The 16,761-nt window shown below is 59.4% G+C and carries 17 protein-coding genes and 1 pseudogene; 11 read left to right on the plus strand and 7 right to left on the minus strand.

Annotated elements, in window-relative coordinates:
* Window positions 1–140: 140 nt before the first annotated feature.
* Window positions 141–1,679 carry an AmpG family muropeptide MFS transporter gene (locus tag NRB16_RS02570; RefSeq protein WP_045488075.1) on the minus strand — a complete coding sequence of 513 codons (1,539 nt, stop codon included), beginning with the start codon at window positions 1,677–1,679 and terminating at the stop codon, window positions 141–143.
* Between the two features lie 56 nt (window positions 1,680–1,735).
* Window positions 1,736–2,080: an MGMT family protein gene (locus tag NRB16_RS02575; RefSeq protein ID WP_045494328.1), complete on the minus strand. Its 345-nt coding sequence runs from the start codon at window positions 2,078–2,080 to the stop codon at window positions 1,736–1,738.
* Window positions 2,081–2,249: 169 nt separating this feature from the next.
* On the opposite strand from NRB16_RS02575, the gene NRB16_RS02580 reads away from it, so the two are divergent.
* Entirely contained in the window at window positions 2,250–3,257 is a 1,008-nt protein-coding gene (locus NRB16_RS02580; RefSeq protein WP_045488078.1) for a DUF481 domain-containing protein, read from the plus strand.
* Window positions 3,258–3,281: 24 nt separating this feature from the next.
* Here NRB16_RS02580 and NRB16_RS02585 read toward each other — a convergent pair whose 3' ends face one another.
* Window positions 3,282–4,040, minus strand: a complete 759-nt coding sequence (locus tag NRB16_RS02585) for an SDR family oxidoreductase (protein ID WP_257105406.1) — start codon at window positions 4,038–4,040, stop codon at window positions 3,282–3,284.
* A gap of 121 nt (window positions 4,041–4,161) precedes the next feature.
* On the opposite strand from NRB16_RS02585, the gene NRB16_RS02590 reads away from it, so the two are divergent.
* From NRB16_RS02590 to NRB16_RS02635, 10 genes are all read left to right on the plus strand, one after another.
* A complete protein-coding gene (locus NRB16_RS02590; protein WP_257105407.1) occupies window positions 4,162–4,893 on the plus strand; it encodes a HugZ family protein in 732 nt (243 codons plus the stop codon).
* Between the two features lie 66 nt (window positions 4,894–4,959).
* A complete protein-coding gene (locus NRB16_RS02595) occupies window positions 4,960–5,448 on the plus strand; it encodes an FxsA family protein (RefSeq protein ID WP_045488086.1) in 489 nt (162 codons plus the stop codon).
* Window positions 5,449–5,691: 243 nt separating this feature from the next.
* The gene (locus NRB16_RS02600) at window positions 5,692–5,985 is read left to right on the plus strand and encodes a co-chaperone GroES (protein WP_045488088.1); all 294 of its coding nucleotides are present in this window, start codon (window positions 5,692–5,694) and stop codon (window positions 5,983–5,985) included.
* A 52-nt stretch (window positions 5,986–6,037) separates the two neighbouring features.
* Window positions 6,038–7,681, plus strand: a complete 1,644-nt coding sequence (gene groL / locus NRB16_RS02605) for a chaperonin GroEL (RefSeq protein ID WP_045488091.1) — start codon at window positions 6,038–6,040, stop codon at window positions 7,679–7,681.
* A 173-nt stretch (window positions 7,682–7,854) separates the two neighbouring features.
* The gene (gene colR / locus NRB16_RS02610; RefSeq protein WP_257105408.1) at window positions 7,855–8,538 is read left to right on the plus strand and encodes a two-component system response regulator ColR; all 684 of its coding nucleotides are present in this window, start codon (window positions 7,855–7,857) and stop codon (window positions 8,536–8,538) included.
* Window positions 8,528–9,817: a HAMP domain-containing sensor histidine kinase gene (locus NRB16_RS02615; RefSeq protein WP_045488097.1), complete on the plus strand. Its 1,290-nt coding sequence runs from the start codon at window positions 8,528–8,530 to the stop codon at window positions 9,815–9,817. The genes colR and NRB16_RS02615 overlap by 11 nt, the downstream gene beginning before the upstream one ends.
* A gap of 147 nt (window positions 9,818–9,964) precedes the next feature.
* Window positions 9,965–10,657 carry a class I SAM-dependent methyltransferase gene (locus tag NRB16_RS02620; protein ID WP_045488101.1) on the plus strand — a complete coding sequence of 231 codons (693 nt, stop codon included), beginning with the start codon at window positions 9,965–9,967 and terminating at the stop codon, window positions 10,655–10,657.
* 15 nt (window positions 10,658–10,672) lie between these two features.
* Window positions 10,673–11,380: a lipopolysaccharide kinase InaA family protein gene (locus NRB16_RS02625; protein WP_045488104.1), complete on the plus strand. Its 708-nt coding sequence runs from the start codon at window positions 10,673–10,675 to the stop codon at window positions 11,378–11,380.
* Complete coding sequence (locus NRB16_RS02630; RefSeq protein ID WP_045488108.1) at window positions 11,380–11,607, plus strand: hypothetical protein; 228 nt, start codon at window positions 11,380–11,382, stop codon at window positions 11,605–11,607. The genes NRB16_RS02625 and NRB16_RS02630 overlap by 1 nt, the downstream gene beginning before the upstream one ends.
* 425 nt (window positions 11,608–12,032) lie before the next feature.
* Complete coding sequence (locus NRB16_RS02635) at window positions 12,033–12,731, plus strand: PspA/IM30 family protein (protein WP_045488112.1); 699 nt, start codon at window positions 12,033–12,035, stop codon at window positions 12,729–12,731.
* Window positions 12,732–12,769: 38 nt separating this feature from the next.
* Here the strand turns inward: NRB16_RS02635 and NRB16_RS02640 are convergent, their stop codons facing one another.
* The 4 genes and pseudogenes from NRB16_RS02640 to NRB16_RS02655 all read right to left on the minus strand — a co-directional run.
* On the minus strand, window positions 12,770–13,867 hold the full coding sequence (locus NRB16_RS02640; RefSeq protein ID WP_257105581.1) for a DUF1513 domain-containing protein: 1,098 nt from the start codon (window positions 13,865–13,867) through the stop codon (window positions 12,770–12,772).
* Window positions 13,868–13,884: 17 nt separating this feature from the next.
* The gene (locus tag NRB16_RS02645) at window positions 13,885–14,949 is read right to left on the minus strand and encodes an imelysin family protein (RefSeq protein ID WP_045488116.1); all 1,065 of its coding nucleotides are present in this window, start codon (window positions 14,947–14,949) and stop codon (window positions 13,885–13,887) included.
* Window positions 14,950–14,978: 29 nt separating this feature from the next.
* A complete protein-coding gene (locus NRB16_RS02650) occupies window positions 14,979–16,406 on the minus strand; it encodes a di-heme oxidoredictase family protein (RefSeq protein ID WP_257105409.1) in 1,428 nt (475 codons plus the stop codon).
* 103 nt (window positions 16,407–16,509) lie between these two features.
* Window positions 16,510–16,761, minus strand: a pseudogene (locus NRB16_RS02655) (hypothetical protein); the annotation flags it as partial.

A 16,761-nucleotide genomic window follows, 5' to 3' on the forward strand; every position in this document is an offset into this window, starting at 1 on the left:
CAGGAGCAAGCGGTTTTCCCCTATTTTGCCAAGCACAAAATAGGGTCGCCCGTCGGGGCGAAACCCGCAGTTCAGACAACCGCGGCAAAGACCCTTGTACAAAAAGAATAGTCTTCGCGGCTGAAGCCGCTCCTGCCGCGTTAAACCTCAGTCTTCTCAAGCGTCACGGCAGGCTTTTGCCGCAGCTCGCGGCTCCACTGCAAGATAATCATGATCAGCGTCGGCACCCCCAGAAGTGCCGTGATCAGGAAGAAATTGTGGTAGCCGAACTTCTCCACCATCACCCCTGAATAGCCGCCAATCAGGCGCGGCAGCAACAGCATGATCGAACTGAGCAACGCATATTGGGTCGCCGAGAAACTCAGGTTGGTCAGGCTCGACAGATACGCCACGAACGCCGAGGTCGCCAGTCCTGAACTGAAGTTGTCCAGCGAAATGGTCACCACCAGCATCTGCACATTCGGGCCCATGTCCGCGAGCATCAGAAACAGGATATTGGTCGCTGCCGAGGCCAGGCCACCAATGAATAGAATCGGCATGATGCCGAAACGTACGATCAGCAGCCCGCCCGCACCGGCGCCGATCAGGGTCATGATCAGACCGAAGATCTTGCTGACACTGGCGATCTGCTCCTTGGTAAAGCCCTGGTCGATATAAAACACATTGGCCATGACCCCCATCACCGTATCGGACATCCGGTAGGTTGCGATCAGCCCCAACAGCAGCAGCGCTTGCCAGCGATAACGCAGGATGAAGTCGTTGATCGGGGTCAGTACCGGCGCCAGGCCGCGACGGCCCATCGCCGACAGGCAAGCGCCGCTGAGCAGGGCGTAGAGGATGGCGCGCAGAAAGGCGCGATCTTCCAGCAGCAGATCCACCCAGCCGACATTGCCGAACAGCACGCTGGCAAAGTCGGTGTTGTACAGCTGGGTAAACAGTGCCGGAACCGAGACCAGCAGCACGATCAAGACGAAAACCGAGGCCAGCTGGTGAATGAAACCGTAGCGCGCCGCCGACAACTGGGTACGCAGCGCCACGGGCGGCTCGCGCATGATGAACGTGGTGATCAGCGCCGGCAGCATCAACAGGCCGAATAACACATAGACGCCGGTCCAGGCCGAGTGCTTGTAGGCAAAGCCGGTAGAGCCAAAGCCCTCAGCGAAATACAGTGCGCCAGCGGTCGACAGCAGTGCGGCGACCCGATAACCGGACATGTAGCTGGCTGCCAGCGCGGCCTGCCGGGTGTCGTCGGCGATTTCCAGGCGGTAGGCATCAATGGCGATATCCTGGGTCGCAGAGGCGAAGGCGACCACCACGGCAATCGCGATCAGCCAGGACAGATGCTGTTGCGGGTCGCAAAAACCCATGCCAATCAGCCCGAGGATCACCAGAATCTGCGAAAGCACCAGCCAGGAGCGGCGCCTGCCGAGTTTGCCGAGCATTGGCAGGCGCCACTGGTCGAGCAGCGGTGACCAGACCCATTTGAAGGCATAGGCCAGCCCGATCAGGCTGGCGTAACCGATGGTTTCCCGAGCAACCCCGGCTTCACGCAGCCATACCGACAGGGTCGAGAACACCAGCATATAAGGCAGACCGGCGGCAAAGCCGAGCAGTAGCAGCACGAGCGTCGATGGGCTGGCATAAGCGGCGAGCGCGGCGCGCCAGGTTTTACGGGGCATGAGCTAGGGACTGCCTCAGGTAACTGAAAAACAAAGGGCGCACTCTAACCTCACTGCTACATGGGACGCCAGCGATGGCGTTGCATATCGACCCGATTGTTGCGGATGGTAATGCCTTCGGCGCGTAACCGGGCACGCTGCTCGTCACCTGAGGCGGTGCCGGCTGGCAGGCTCAACCGGCCACCGGCCCCAATCACCCGGTGCCATGGCAGGCTGGAGCCTTGCGGCAACTGGCTCAGGGTTCGGCCGACCCAGCGTGCTGCCCGGCCCAGCCCGGCCAGTTGCGCCAGTTCCCCGTAACTGGTGACGCAGCCGGCCGGAATCTGGGCGAGCGTCAGGTACAGGGCGTCGCGGCGCAACTGGGCCGACGACGGTTCGGATTCAGAGGATGCAGGGGGCATGGTCACGGCGCTATCTTGTCCACCCGTGCAGGCTGCACAGAGATTCGAGTGTTTGAACTACAGACCGTTCGTGCGGTCATTGCTACTCGCGCCCGCGGTATTCGGTCTACTGGAGCGATCCGACGGATAATGCCTGAATTCTCCGCCAAACAGAGCCTAGTCGTTGCTTATGTTGTCCAGAACCCTGTTGTGCCTCGCCATCACTACCGCCTCCACGCCATTGCTCGCCGATACCGTCTGGTTGAAAAACGGTGACCGGCTGACCGGTACCATCAAGCTCTTCGACGGCGGCAAGCTGCTGCTGCAGACTGACTACGGTGGAGCGATCCCGCTGGACTGGAGCAAGATCAAGACCCTGGAAAGCAAGGAACCGCTGCTGGTCAAGCAGAACCAGTACACCGGCGAGGTGGCCAAGTCGCTGCAGGCCGGTGAAGACGGCCAAGTGGTACTGGCCAACGGCGATGCGCCCAAGACTGTCGAGCTGGCCAGCATCCAGCAAATCGTCAAGCCAAAACCCGTCATCACCGATCTGGTGTGGAAGGGCAACATTGACGCGGCAATCGATTTCCAGCGTGCGGAAAAGAATACCGATGACTATGCGGTGTCGTTCAAGACCACGGCGCGTCACGACCGCTGGCGGCACAACGCCAAGGGCGAGTACAACCGCGAGACTCAGGACGATGTGGTCAGCACCGACAACTGGAGCGCTGACTACTCGCTCGATTACTTCCTGACCGACAAGTTTTACTGGGACGGCCGGGTCAACTACAAACGCGACAAGATCGAAGACCTGAGCCGCGAGCGTACCGTCGGTACCGGTCCGGGTTATCAGTTCTGGGATGACGAGCTGGGTGCGTTCAAGGTCGGCGGGCTGCTCAACCGCACCGACTACGAGTTCTCTAACGGCCAGAAAGAAAACTTCTATGCGCTGGCCGGGACGTGGGATTACAACCGCTACCTGGTTGGCAAGAAATTCGAGTTCTTCACCAACGGCGAACTGGGCAAACCGCTCAGTGGCGTGGCCGATTACTCGCTGGATGTCGAGGTCGGCCTGCGCTACAAGGTCACCGACTGGGCATCGCTGAACGTCAAGGCCGAGCGCGACATCATCAGCGGATCCAACGACGGTGATATCAACAAGACCCGCTACACCGCAGGTTTTGGGGTGACCTGGTAATACATCATTCGGGCGATGCCGGTGTCAGATCCGCATTGCCCCATCCACCTCCAGCACCCGCCCGCTGAAATAGTCATTCTCCAGAATGAACGCCACTGAGCGGGCGATCTCTTCGGGCTTGCCCATCCGCTTGAGCGGGATGGCCGAGGTCATTTTCTCGAGTGCTTCGGGTTTCATGCTGGCAGTCATTTCAGTCTCGATAAAGCCCGGCGCCACCGCGGCTACGCGAATACCGAAACGCGCCAGTTCCCTGGCCCAGGTCACGGTGGCGGCCACCACGCCGGCTTTGGAGGCGGCATAATTGGTCTGGCCAATGTTGCCTGCACGTGAGATTGAAGAAATATTCACGATCGCGCCCTGGCTCTGCTGTTCGACCATTTTTGCCGCCACCTCGCGGGTGCACAGGAATACACCGGTCAGGTTGACGTCGATCACCGATTGCCACTGGGCCAGGCTCATGGTGCTGATTTGTCCGTCCTTGACCTTGAGTAACATGCCGTCGCGCAAAATCCCGGCGTTGTTCACCAGGCCATGAATCGGGCCGAAGTCTTCTGCAATCCGCGTAACGGTTTCGATGACCTGCGTCTCGTTGGCGACGTTGCACAGGTAAGCGCGGACCTGCACGCCTTGGGTCGTGAGGCGGGTGACTGCCTGATCGAGTTTGGCCTGATCCAGGTCCAGCAGCGCCAGATTCGCGCCGCGCCCGGCCAGGTCGCGGGCCATGGCCAGTCCCAGACCCTGGCATCCACCGGTAATAATGATTAACTTGCCTTTCAGTTCCATAAACGTGCTCACTAGCAAATCATAGTGATGGCATGTCGGCCATGCCGGGGCTCGTGACAGGTATAGCAGCCCTTCGGCACTGCTGACTACCGGACCGGTAATAACTGATAGAGGAGTCATGATGAGCGGCAAAGCATCCAGGTCGGCGCGTGAGCTGTTGTTGCGCGAGTACCGCGGCGTGTTGTCCACGCATTCGAAGTCGATGCCCGGGTTTCCGTTCGGCTCGGTCGTCCCGTATTGCCTGGACGAGCAGGGCAGGCCGCTGATCCTGATCAGCCGCATCGCTCAGCACACTCACAACCTGCTCCAGGACCCCAAGTGTTCGTTGCTGGTGGGCGAGCGGGAGGCGGCCAACGTTCAGGCCGTGGGGCGCATTACCATGATGGCTGAAGGACACAAGCTGACCGACCCGGCCGCTATCGAGGCGGCCGCGCAGCGCTACTACCGCTACTTCCCGGAGTCGCAGAATTACCATAGCGCCCACGATTTCGACTTCTGGCTGCTGACGCCGGTCCGCTATCGCTATATTGGTGGTTTCGGTGCCATCCACTGGCTCGATGAGGTCGCGCTGGCCAACCCGTTCGCCGGGGCCAGCGAGACCGGTATGGTCGAGCACATGAATCAGGACCATGCGCAGGCCATTGCCCATTATGTGCAACTGGCCGGCCTGCCGCAGACCGAGCCGGCGCAGATGGTCGGCCTGGACAGTGAGGGCATGCACTTGCGCATCGGTCAGGCGCTGTACTGGTTGCCCTTTGCACAGGTTTGCAACACACCGACACAGGTTCGCGAAGCCTTGGTTTATCTGGCCCGCGCGCCAGAATGGCCGGTTCCCGAGTCGCCTGTGGCTTGATTTAACGACTTTCCGACATCACTTAAGGTCTACAGCAAGACGTTCTTGCGTAGAGGAAACTATTCGATGCGTGCTTTTCTGCTGCTGTTTTTATTGTTCCCGGTGCTTGAGCTGTTCGTTCTGGTAAAAGTCGGCATGTCCATTGGTTTTCTGTGGACATTCCTGCTGGTGCTGGCGACCTCGGCACTTGGGTTCTTTGTGATGCGTGTCGCCGGTCTGGCCACCGCCCTGAGTGCGCGTGAGAGCCTGGCTCGCGGTGAATTGCCCGCACAGCAGATGCTGGAGGGGCTGACTGTCGCGGTCGGCGGTGGTCTGTTGCTGCTGCCGGGGTTCATCAGTGACGTGCTGGGCGTGCTGTGTCTGTTGCCGTTCACCCGTCGCCTGCTGATCGGCAAGCTGCGCAAGCGTGCCGAAGACCAGGCCATGCGCCAGCGTGCGTTTGCTGACGATCTGCGTCATCACCAGCATCCCGGCGCCGGCCAGCATGGGGCTATTCATCGGCCAACCCGTGAGCCCGATGTCATCGAAGGTGAGTTCGAGCATCGCGACAAGTAATCCCCCGTGTTCGCTCGATACGGCACCTTCGGGTGCCGTATGCGTTTGAGGCCGTTGTAAAATTTTTTTCGGGCTGCACTTGTAATCACCTGCGGCGCCCTTATCTATGTGTCACCGCAAGGTTTCTGGCTCAGACGCCAGACCGTTTTCTGCGGTTCGCCTATCGAACCGTAACCGGCAAGGCCGGAATTTTAACTCGCCGGTGCCTTCACCGGACTTACAAACACAATCAGGAGATCGACAATGAAGCTTCGTCCTCTGCATGACCGCGTCGTAATCCGTCGCAGCGAAGAAGAAACGAAAACTGCCGGTGGCATCGTGCTGCCAGGTTCGGCTGCCGAGAAGCCAAACCGTGGCGAAATCGTCGCTGCAGGTACCGGCCGTGTTCTGGACAACGGTGAAGTCCGTGCGCTGGCCGTGAAAGTGGGTGACAAAGTCGTATTTGGCCCTTACTCCGGCAGCAACACCGTGAAAGTAGACGGCGAAGACCTGCTGGTAATGAGCGAGAACGAGATTCTCGCGGTTATCGAAGGCTGAGTCTTCCCCGCTCAATTTCCCGCTACTACACAGTATTCAAGGAATAACGATCATGGCTGCTAAAGAAGTTAAATTCGGCGATGCCGGCCGTAAAAAAATGCTCGCAGGCGTTAACGTCCTGGCTGACGCAGTAAAAGCTACCCTGGGCCCGAAAGGCCGTAACGTGATCATCGAGAAGAGCTTCGGTGCTCCTCTGATCACCAAGGACGGCGTATCGGTCGCCAAAGAAATCGAACTGAAAGACCGCTTCGAAAACATGGGCGCGCAGTTGGTCAAGGACGTAGCGTCCCGCGCCAACGACGACGCCGGTGACGGTACCACCACCGCTACCGTACTGGCCCAGGCCATCGTCAACGAAGGCCTGAAAGCCGTCGCTGCCGGCATGAACCCGATGGACCTCAAGCGCGGCATCGACAAGGCCACTGCGGCCATCGTTGTTCAGCTCAAGGCGCTGTCCAAGCCTTGCACTGACACCAAGGCAATTGCCCAGGTGGGTACCATCTCGGCCAACTCCGACACTTCCATCGGCGACATCATTGCTGAAGCCATGGAAAAAGTGACCAAAGACGGCGTTATCACCGTCGAGGAAGGCTCGGGCCTGGAAAACGAACTGTCCGTCGTGGAAGGCATGCAGTTCGACCGTGGCTACCTGTCGCCGTACTTCATCAACAAGCCCGACACCATGGTTGCCGAGCTCGACAGCCCGCTGCTGCTGCTGGTTGACAAGAAGATCTCCAACATCCGCGAAATGCTGCCAGTGCTGGAAGCCGTTGCCAAAGCCGGCCGTCCGCTGCTGATCGTTGCTGAAGACGTCGAAGGCGAAGCCCTGGCGACTCTGGTTGTCAACAACATGCGCGGTATCGTCAAGGTTGCTGCGGTCAAGGCCCCAGGCTTCGGCGATCGCCGCAAGGCCATGCTGCAGGACATCGCGGTCCTGACCGGTGGCACCGTGATCTCCGAAGAGATCGGCCTGAGCCTGGAAAGCACCACTCTGGAGCACCTGGGTAACGCCAAGCGCGTTGTACTGAACAAAGAAAACACCACCATCATCGACGGTTCGGGCAACAAGACCGACATCGATGCGCGTATCGCCCAGATCCGTCAGCAGATCGGCGACACCAGCTCCGACTACGACAAAGAGAAACTGCAAGAGCGTCTGGCCAAGCTGTCCGGCGGTGTTGCTGTGATCAAGGTCGGCGCCGGTTCCGAAGTCGAAATGAAAGAGAAGAAAGCCCGCGTTGAAGACGCCCTGCACGCTACCCGTGCAGCCGTTGAAGAAGGCGTGGTACCTGGCGGTGGCGTGGCACTGGTCCGCTCCCTGCAGGCTATCGAAGGTCTGCAAGGCGACAACGCCGACCAGAACGTCGGTATCGCTCTGCTGCGTCGTGCCGTTGAAGCGCCTCTGCGTCAGATCGTTGCCAACTCCGGCGACGAGCCAAGCGTGGTTGTCGACAAGGTCAAGCAAGGTTCGGGTAACTTCGGTTACAACGCTGCGACCGGTGAATACGGCGACATGATCGACCTGGGTATCCTGGACCCTGCCAAAGTGACTCGTTCGGCTCTGCAAGCGGCTTCGTCGATTGCCAGCCTGATGATCACCACTGAAGCGATGATTGCCGATATCGCTGAAGACAAGCCTGCTGCAGGCGGTATGCCTGACATGGGCGGCATGGGTGGCATGGGCGGCATGATGTAAGCCAGCCTTACCCCTTTGCGTCACCGCAGAACCCCGCCTTGTGCGGGGTTCTTCATTTCTGCTGGCTGACCCGAAAAGCGTTTCAGCAGATTAATCGATACCCGGTGGCGGCTTGCACCGCGTTGGGGTATCTGCCTAAGCTGCGCCAGCCTTAATTGCATGCGGAGAGCCCTATGCGAATTCTTCTGGTCGAGGACAACCGCGATATTCTGGCGAACCTGGCCGACTACCTGAGTATGAAGGGATACACAGTCGATTGTGCCCAGGACGGCCTCTCGGGACTGCATCTGGCGGCGACCGAACACTATGACCTGATCGTGCTGGACATCATGCTTCCGGGCATTGATGGCTACACGCTGTGCAAGCGCCTGCGTGAAGATGCCCGCCGTGATACTCCGGTGATCATGCTCACCGCTCGCGATCAACTGGATGACCGTCTGCAAGGTTTCCGTTCGGGGGCCGACGATTATCTGCTCAAACCTTTTGCCTTGTCTGAACTGGCAGCCCGTATCGAAGCGGTGCTGCGTCGTGCCCATGGGGGCGGTCGGCGTACCCTCCAGGTCGCTGACCTGGTCTACGACCTTGATACCCTGGAAGTCACCCGCGACGGGCGGATGCTCAAGCTCAACCCGGTGGGCCTCAAGCTGCTGGCGGTGTTGATGCAAAAGAGCCCGCACGTGTTACGTCGGGAAATTCTTGAAGAGGCACTGTGGGGCGACGACTGCCCGGACAGCGACAGCCTGCGCAGCCATGTTCACCAGTTACGCCAGGTGATCGACAAACCCTTTCCTAAAGCCTTGTTGCAGACTGTGCACGGTGTAGGCTATCGGTTGGCCGAGGGCCGGGATGGAGTTTAAGCAAAGTCTTGCCCAACGGATCATCATCGCCTTTGCGCTGATGAGTGCACTGGTGGCCGGATCCTTCGCCGTGGGCATTATCTCCACGGTTCACCTGGTCGAAGAAAAACTCATTTCCGCCGGCCTGGGCGGTGATCTCAATCGGCTGTTGCTGGCCGACAGCGTCAGCGACTGGAGCCATCGTCCGAAACAGGACCAACTGTTCTATTTCAGCAATGGTCCGGGCGATTTCGACCTGCCACAGGACATTCGTCATCTGGAGCCAGGCTTTCACGAAGTGTTTCGCGGACCGTCTTCCTATCACGCGATGATCGAAGTGGTCGACGGTCGGCATTATGCGCTGCTGCAGGACCAGAGCGATTTTGAAGAGCGCGAGCGCGTGCTGTTTGCCGTGGTGCTGGTGGGCTTCGTGCTGGCCCTGGCCCTGGCGGTATTCCTTGGCTGGGTGCTGGCCCGTCGGGTAATGGCACCGGTGGTGCGTCTGGCGCGTCAGGTGCGCCACCGCGACCAGTTGTTGGGCCTGGCTCCGCCTTTGGCACCCGATTATGCCGCCGATGAAGTGGGTGAGCTGGCGGGTGCGTTCGACGCCACACTGGGGCGTTTGCGTCAGGCGTTGACCCGTGAGCGGATGTTCACCAGTGATGTCAGCCATGAATTGCGCACACCACTGATGGTCCTGGCCAGCTCCTGCGAATTGTTACTGGAGAATCCGGCGCTGGACCAGCGTGCCCGGCGTCAGGTTGAGCGTATCGCGCGGGCCTGTGAAGAAATGCGCGACCTGGTGCAGACGTTCCTGATGCTGGCACGTACCCAGCGTGAAGATCCGACCATGACGCCAAGGGCCACGTTGACCGGCACCGCCGAGCAACTGATTGCCCAGTGGCGCGGGCCGATCGAAAGCAAAGGGCTGCAACTGATCTACAACCCGCCCGAGCCCGATCAGGTTTCTGATATCAGCTACAACGCGACCTTTTTGTTGGCGGTGATGGGCAATCTGTTGCGCAATGCGCTGCACTACACCGATCAGGGGTTCATCGCTTTGACCCTGCAGGGTGAAGGCTTTATGGTCGAAGACAGCGGCGTGGGCATTCCGGAAGAGAAGCGTGAGGCCATGTTCGAGCCTTTCGTACGGGGCAATGAGCAGCGCGGTGAAGGCCTGGGGCTGGGGTTGTCGCTGGTTCAGCGTATCTGTGCCAACCAGGGCTGGACCGTCAGCCTGAGCCCGATGGAGCCCAACGGCTGCCGGTTCAAGGTCAGCCTGGAGACTGCCAGGCCCTGAGGGACTGGCAGTGTTCTTCAAAGGCTCGTAACTACCTGTAATCTATAGAAACATTCCATGGGCTTGCGGGACTTTTTTTTCACATAAACATGACCTGATGCAGACGGACGGGCACCTATCGTGGCGCCATCTGAATCGGAGACGTTTATGAACAAGCGCATCGAACTGGAGTTTTCCAACAAATACGACGACAGCCACGCCCGCCAATATCTGGAAAAACATCGGAACGGTTTGTGGCGTCGCTTGTCCCATCAGCGCGACGAGCAGTTGGCCCGCAAGGCATTGCGCCTTGCCGGTGACCCTGGTCTGGTTCTGGATTTGCCTTGTGGCGCAGGGCGCTTCTGGCCATTGCTGGCAGAAAAACCAGAGCGTTTGATCATCGGTGCGGACAATTCGGCCGATATGCTCAGAACCGCGCGTCATGCTCAGCCGGAAGATGTCGTACAACGGGTACAACCTTTGCAGACATCAGCCTTTGCCATCGACCTGCCGGACAATGCAGTAGACAGCATCTTTTGCATGCGCTTGTTGCACCATGTTGGTCAGGCGCAGCATCGGGCTGCTCTATTACGGGAGTTTCACCGGGTCTCGCGAGACAGTGTCATCGTCTCGCTGTGGGTCGACGGCAATTTCAAGGCATGGAAACGCAAGCGTCTTGAGCGCAAGCGCAATGGTTCCGATACCCCGCAAAGTGGGGCCGACGGTTACCAGAACCGTTTTGTGTTACCGGCAGCAACGGTCGAGAAAGAATTTGAACAGGCAGGTTTCAACATCCAGAAGCGTCTGGACTTCCTGCCGATGTATGCGATGTGGCGAGTCTATCTACTACGCAAACAATAAAAGGATGGGCAGGTAATGGCCGGACAGATGACACTGGAAGTAGCTGACAGCAGCTTCGGACGCTTTTGGGGGCTGCGTGGCGAATGGGTTGAGCAGCCCAATGTGCGCCGCGGCGGTGAAAGCGGGGTGCAGCGGGTATGGGCCGATAACGGTCAACTGTTGTATGTCAAACGTCAGGCCGGGCATGTCTATCGCAGCTGGCGCTACCCTCTGGGCCGGCCTACAGTCCTGCGCGAGCAGGATGCTCTGGAAGGGTTGCGTAGCCTGGGCGTCAGTGTGCCGAACATTGTCTTTTGTGGCGCCGAACGCGACCAACAGGGGCAGTGGCGGGCGCTGCTGGTCACCGAGGCCTTGAACGGATTTGAAGAAATCGATCACTGGTATGCCTCAGGTGGTCGTGAGCGACACGGTGAACAAGTGCACGACCGCCTGCTCCAGGTACTGGCTGAAAGCCTGGCGCGGATGCACCGCGGGCGTTGGCAACACAGTTGCCTGTACAGCAAGCATGTTTTCGTGAAGGTCACCGGCGAAGGCGAGCAGGCCGAGGTTCAGGTGGCCTTGCTTGATCTGGAAAAAGCCCGCAAGCGCCTGACGGCTGGCCGGGCGGCCCGGCATGATCTGCGGCAGTTACGACGCCATTCGTCATTTAGCCTCTGCGACTGGGATAAGTTGATCTACTTTTACCAGACAGCGTTTGGCAGCGCTCTCAAGGGGTTAGGTTAATGAAACTAGAAATGGCTAGAGGTTTGTTTCTGGTTGCAGCCTTGGCGACTACCACCATGGCGGTCGCTGCATGGGAGCAACCCTCAACCAGGATACTCAGTACGCCTCATGGCGAAGGCTATTGCCCGTTGCCCCGGGCCGCCAAGCCGCTGCAAACGGCGCAGCCCGATCATGACTTTCTGCTGTTGCTGTACAGCTTGCTGCAAGGGACTGGTACGAAAAGCTGAACGCGCAGCTCTGAACACCTGGGCTCTGCGGCGCTACGCGCGACATCGTAGCGATGGCAATGCAGGTGGTTTTTAGAGGGGCCCTCCGAGCCTGTTTTGCGGGACCGCTATCGGTATTACGCTGGCGGTCTCGCCCTGGTTTTTAAAAGTGCTGTCTACTGAGTATTTGACCGGGGTGGTGTTCACGCCGGTGTTTGCCTTGCCTGCCCCTCACTCTCCGAATTTTCTTGAAAACTCTCATTGATACGCTGATAGAGCGGGTCAGGTTTCCAGTGTCGAGTAAATAACGTTTTACTCTGTGGAATATTCCTACAAATATAAATACTGTTTCTTGCATATTAATAAATTTAAATATGCCATCGTCTTGTCCGGGTTAGTTGCTGACTCCTTTCTTATCTATTGTGTCAGAGCACAAGGAAACTCTCATGGGCCGGATCTGGACGAAACTGCTGATCGCGTTGCGCGGCGGCGCCAATGATACTGCCGAAGCCGTTATGGCTCGTCAGGCATTGCGTATCCTCGATCAGGAAATCTGCGCAGCAGAAGAGCAAGTCGGGGTCGGGCGCTCGAACTTTGCCAATCTGATGACTAAACAGATACTGGCCGCCAGGGAAGCCGAACAGACCCGTGAGCAACTGAACGAACTCACCAGGGTGGTCGGCAACGCGCTGGCAACCGGCGATAAGAAACTGGCCATGGATGTTGCCGGGAAGGTCGGCCGGCTTGAACTGTTGCTGATTGAAGACACCCGGATTGCCAACGAATATGCCAGGAGCGTTGATAACCTGCGTCAGGCACTTGAAATGAATGAAAGCAAACTTCGGGCGCTGAAAAAACAGATCGAACTCTTGCGCGACACCGACTTTGTCCAGCAGGCCCAGACCAGCCTTTCCACGTCACGTCGTGAACCGGCAGCACGCCTTCAGGTCGTGGCTGATACCCTCGATTCCATCCGTCAGCAGCAGCAGGAAACCGCAGCCCAGCTTCAGGCAGAAGAGATGCTGTGTTTGCGCGATCAGGATCTGGAGCGCCGCCTGCGCGACGCTTCGGTAATTTACGACCGTAGCAGTGCCAGCGCAGTGCTTGAGCGCATCAAGGCAGGTGCCGGTTTTCAGGTGTCCTGACAGCAGCCTGGATGTTTCGGAGCGGTGCGACGCTGCTGTCAAGCCAGGTGCAGGTGGTTATCCCAGAACGCGCCAGGCAGCGCCAGTGGCTTGGGCTGCAAGGTTGCCTGACGGCAATCATAGAAACGGCAACGCCCCTGGCCAGAGGTCACCACAAAGCCGTCCTGTACGGCGCCCACGCCAGCACAGTCCGGCATTGAGGCATCCAGCTTCAGGGCGGCGCTGTCCAGATCCCAGATAAACAGCCGGTTGGCCCGCGGCGCGGTCAGGGCGACCAGCCGCAGTTCGTCATGAATTGCGACGCTGGCGGTGTAGTGGTTCATGGCGCGCAATTGCTGTTCGGCCACGGCAAAGGGTTCGAACGGCTGCCCGGGTCGCTTGATCGCCAGCAACTCGGCCAACTCCTGCGAGTCCCCCATGAACTGCTGGCCGGCAACGATGGTGCCATCGCTGGCCACGGCCAGGTGCCGTACGCTGTTCATCTGCTGGCTCAGGGTTTCCTTGCTCAGCAGAGTGCCGTCACGCTGCATCAGCACCAGGCTCGGTTGCATGGCATCGAGGTTCATCTCGACCCGGCTTTCGGCTTCGGTGCGGATACCACCATTGGCGACGATCAGGGTTTCGCCATCCGGCATCCACGAAACCTGATGCGGACCAATACCATGAGTGGAAATTTCGCCACTGTGTTCCAGGCGCTGATTGATGAAGCGATAAACCCCCAGTACACCCCGACCAGGGTCACGTGTGTCGTTTTCCGTGGCGTACAGCCATTCACCGCTGCTGTGGATCACCGCATGGCCATAGAAGTGCCGGTTCGGCTGTGCGGTGATGGTTTGCAGCAATTTGCCGTCACGCAAGTCAATCAGGTAGCTCTGCGTGCCGGGGCGGCGGGCAATGAACACTGCCAGCGGCAGCTCGGGGTGATTGATGATGTCGTGGCAGCGCTGGGCGACTTCAGTGGCGAACACCTGCTTGCCATCAAGCCGATAGCCCACGGCATAGTGCTTGCCGTCGGCGTCATCGCGGGCGGACAGCAGCAAGGGGCTGCTGCCGTTTTGCCGGAACAGACTCCAGCCACCGAGTGTGAATGCACTGAGCAGCAGGCTGCCTAGCGCCAGAGCCTGGCGTCGCAACATCATCTATCCCCTCTGCGTCAGTCGCCGTCGTTGGCGTTGAAGCCCAACTGAATGCCTAAAGCTTTGGCCAGCTCACCTTCATGCAGACGATGCACGACATTCAAGCTGTCGTAGAACGCATTGAGCTGCTGGCGCCCGGCCTCGCTGTCGAGCAGGTCAGCCAGTGGCGGAGTGAGTGCCGAGAGCAGTTTGCGGCTGTTCGCATAGGCAGCGTCGATCTTGTCGGCCAGCGGTTTCTGGTTGGCGGGCAGCAGGCCACGCAAGCCTTTGTTATCCACCCCGGTCCAGACGCTTTCAGCGCTCAGCAGGCTGGCTTCCAGGCTGCTTAATGACGCCTTGCTGCGCCACGAGTCGGCCTGGAATGGCTGCGGCACGCCCTTGGACTGACGGCCCAGCGGCGTACCGAGTTTCTTCTTCAGGGTATCGAGGGCTGTGACCTGCACGCGCAGTAGCTCGGCGATCGCCTCGTGGGAGTCGGCATAGCGGTTGTTGGGGAATTTGCTCAACTGCGCGAGCATGCCGTCGTTGCTGTTCCAGCCGTTGAGGATTTCTTCGGCGAGCAGTTTCTGCCGGGCACCAATGGCGGTCAGCAGCGGGCAATAACGGGCTTTGTGTTCGGCGCTGGCCATGTCGATGCCGGCATCGAACAAAATGTATTCATAGGCAGACAGACCCTGAACCACAACGCTGGCCTTGGTCAGCTCTTCAACGCTGACTGACGGCTGAGCAGTCACCAGTTGTTCAACCTGACGACCGACCAGGTTTTTCTTGTCAGGCCAAAACTGAACCTGCCAGGAGCGGTTGCCTTCAGCCAGCGGGCCGATCAGCAACGGTTGCAGTTCGGCCCAGGTTTTTTGCGCCTTGAGGAAGTCAGCACGGGCAGTCTGCAAATCGGTCTTGCCTTCGCAGAACGCCAAAGCGCTGCTCGCCAGTTGGCGGTCGGCGTCTACCCAGCGACTGTAGGTCGGCAGGATCACCTGTTTGGCGATCGCAGCCGAAGTCACCGCCTGTGGATCGGCAGGTGTACAGGCGCCCAGCGCCAGGGCGGCAAGACTGGTGAACAACAGCTTGGGACGGAACATCTCCGGCTCCTTGAATTAAATTGACACAATCATAATGAATTAAGGAACGCCAGCAAGGCCGCGCGTTGTTCTGCGTCGAAAGCCAGCACCTGACGCTGGGCTGCCTGAGCCTCGCCACCGTGCCAGAGAATCGCCTCCAGCACATTGCGGGCACGGCCATCATGTAGCAATTGGGTATGGCCACTGACCGCCTGGGTCAGGCCCAGCCCCCACAGCGGTGGGGTGCGCCATTCGCGACCGGTGGCCTGGAACTCGGTACGGTTATCGGCCAGGCCTTCGCCCATGTCATGCAGCAACAGGTCGCTGTACGGGCGAATGATCTGGTTGGCCAGCTCCGGCTCGGCGGCATCGGCACGGGTGGTGAATTGCGGGGTATGGCATTGGTCGCAGCCGGCCTTGAAGAATAGGCTCTTGCCAGCCAGCACCTGCGCATCTTCGACGTCACGCCGGGCCGGTACGCCGAGGTTGCGGGTATAGAACTCCACCAGACGCAGGACGTTGTCGCTGACTTCCGGCTCGCCGTTCGGGCCATTGCCATTTGGCGCCTCCTTGCAGGCAGTTTGCGCCGTTGTACAGTCATCCATGGGACGCAGGTTTGTGGTCAGCCCCAGGTCACCGGAAAACGCATGCACATTCTGTTGGTTCAGGTTGGGCTGGCCGGCTTTCCAGCCGAAACGGCCCAGCGCGACTTGCTGACGGGCATCGTCCCAGACCCAGTTGGGACGCCCGGAAATGCCGTCGCCATTTTTGTCGTCAGGGTCGGCACCAGCCAGGATCGCCGCCTCGGGGATGGCTTCGAGCAGACCCAGGCCGATCATGGGCGGCGCTATGCGTGCGGAAACATGCGTGTCCGGATGCAACGGGCCGTAGCCCAGATGGGTGATGCTCAGGGTCGGCTGGCGCAGCTCGACCTCGCTGCCGTCACGAAACCTGACTACCAGCGGCTCGTACTTGACCCGGACTTTACCTTCCGGGGGTACACCGGGCACCGCCATATCTTGCAACTGGGTGCCATACACCGGCTCCGGCACTACCCCACCACGCTGCAGCTGCTCGGCAGAGCCTGCGCTGTTGGGGATCGACAGCCTGACCAGCATTGACACCGCATTGCTGTCGCCAGGCTCGGGCGGATGACCGCGACCATCGCGAATATGGCAGTTCTGGCAACCATTGGTATTGAATAACGGCCCGAGTCCATCGCGGGCGGTGGTGGTCGACGGTGCGATTACCCAAGGGTTGCGGAAGAAACTGTTGCCAACGCTGAAATCCAGCCGGCGTACCGGTGGCAGGTTGGCCGACGGCAGGGAAAAGGCATTCTGGTCGCTGCGATGCACCGTCGCCGCCCCCCCCGACAACGCCTCGCCGGGCTCCGCCTGAGTGAAACGCGGCGCCTCATCGCACCCGCTCAGAGTCAGGGTCAACAGCAGAGCCAGAGATGTACGCAGTGGCGCAGTCATGTGAAATCTTTAAACAGCCGAAATTCAAGGCGAGCAAGCTTAACAGTCCTGTGGGGCAGGAATAAGAGGAGTTATCGTTAACGAGGGCTGGTGCAATTTGCTGTTACGAATTCTTTGCCGAATGTTGTTTGCGCTTCGTCGGTGCTGGCGCGGACAAGCCTTCAAAGTAATCAACCAATGTCTTGCCCCAGCGCAGCACTTTTTGAACCTCCTGACTCTGCTCCAGCAGTTCAGCACTGGGCTGTTGCCATTGCTCGGGCGGCAGCGGCCTGGACCATTGCGCGACCTCACGCGGCAGGCTTTTCCTCGGCAGGCCGTTGATCCAGGCTGCCAGGCGGCAGGGCAGGTGCCAGCC

Source organism: Pseudomonas sp. LJDD11, assembly GCF_024584215.1.
In the GTDB taxonomy this organism is placed as follows: domain Bacteria; phylum Pseudomonadota; class Gammaproteobacteria; order Pseudomonadales; family Pseudomonadaceae; genus Aquipseudomonas.

What these genes read in the sequence shown, in the direction of transcription:
- NRB16_RS02650 (WP_257105409.1), bottom strand. Translation starts at nt 16,406, where the DNA reads ATGACTGCGCCACTGCGTACATCTCTGGCTCTGCTGTTGACCCTGACT.
- NRB16_RS02615 (WP_045488097.1), top strand. Translation starts at nt 8,528, where the DNA reads ATGGAGTTTAAGCAAAGTCTTGCCCAACGGATCATCATCGCCTTTGCG.
- NRB16_RS02575 (WP_045494328.1), bottom strand. Translation starts at nt 2,080, where the DNA reads ATGCCCCCTGCATCCTCTGAATCCGAACCGTCGTCGGCCCAGTTGCGC.
- NRB16_RS02640 (WP_257105581.1), bottom strand. Translation starts at nt 13,867, where the DNA reads ATGTTGCGACGCCAGGCTCTGGCGCTAGGCAGCCTGCTGCTCAGTGCA.
- NRB16_RS02580 (WP_045488078.1), top strand. Translation starts at nt 2,250, where the DNA reads ATGTTGTCCAGAACCCTGTTGTGCCTCGCCATCACTACCGCCTCCACG.
- NRB16_RS02600 (WP_045488088.1), top strand. Translation starts at nt 5,692, where the DNA reads ATGAAGCTTCGTCCTCTGCATGACCGCGTCGTAATCCGTCGCAGCGAA.
- NRB16_RS02590 (WP_257105407.1), top strand. Translation starts at nt 4,162, where the DNA reads ATGAGCGGCAAAGCATCCAGGTCGGCGCGTGAGCTGTTGTTGCGCGAG.
- colR (WP_257105408.1), top strand. Translation starts at nt 7,855, where the DNA reads ATGCGAATTCTTCTGGTCGAGGACAACCGCGATATTCTGGCGAACCTG.
- NRB16_RS02620 (WP_045488101.1), top strand. Translation starts at nt 9,965, where the DNA reads ATGAACAAGCGCATCGAACTGGAGTTTTCCAACAAATACGACGACAGC.
- NRB16_RS02570 (WP_045488075.1), bottom strand. Translation starts at nt 1,679, where the DNA reads ATGCCCCGTAAAACCTGGCGCGCCGCGCTCGCCGCTTATGCCAGCCCA.
- NRB16_RS02595 (WP_045488086.1), top strand. Translation starts at nt 4,960, where the DNA reads ATGCGTGCTTTTCTGCTGCTGTTTTTATTGTTCCCGGTGCTTGAGCTG.
- NRB16_RS02585 (WP_257105406.1), bottom strand. Translation starts at nt 4,040, where the DNA reads ATGGAACTGAAAGGCAAGTTAATCATTATTACCGGTGGATGCCAGGGT.
- NRB16_RS02635 (WP_045488112.1), top strand. Translation starts at nt 12,033, where the DNA reads ATGGGCCGGATCTGGACGAAACTGCTGATCGCGTTGCGCGGCGGCGCC.
- NRB16_RS02645 (WP_045488116.1), bottom strand. Translation starts at nt 14,949, where the DNA reads ATGTTCCGTCCCAAGCTGTTGTTCACCAGTCTTGCCGCCCTGGCGCTG.
- NRB16_RS02630 (WP_045488108.1), top strand. Translation starts at nt 11,380, where the DNA reads ATGAAACTAGAAATGGCTAGAGGTTTGTTTCTGGTTGCAGCCTTGGCG.
- NRB16_RS02625 (WP_045488104.1), top strand. Translation starts at nt 10,673, where the DNA reads ATGGCCGGACAGATGACACTGGAAGTAGCTGACAGCAGCTTCGGACGC.
- groL (WP_045488091.1), top strand. Translation starts at nt 6,038, where the DNA reads ATGGCTGCTAAAGAAGTTAAATTCGGCGATGCCGGCCGTAAAAAAATG.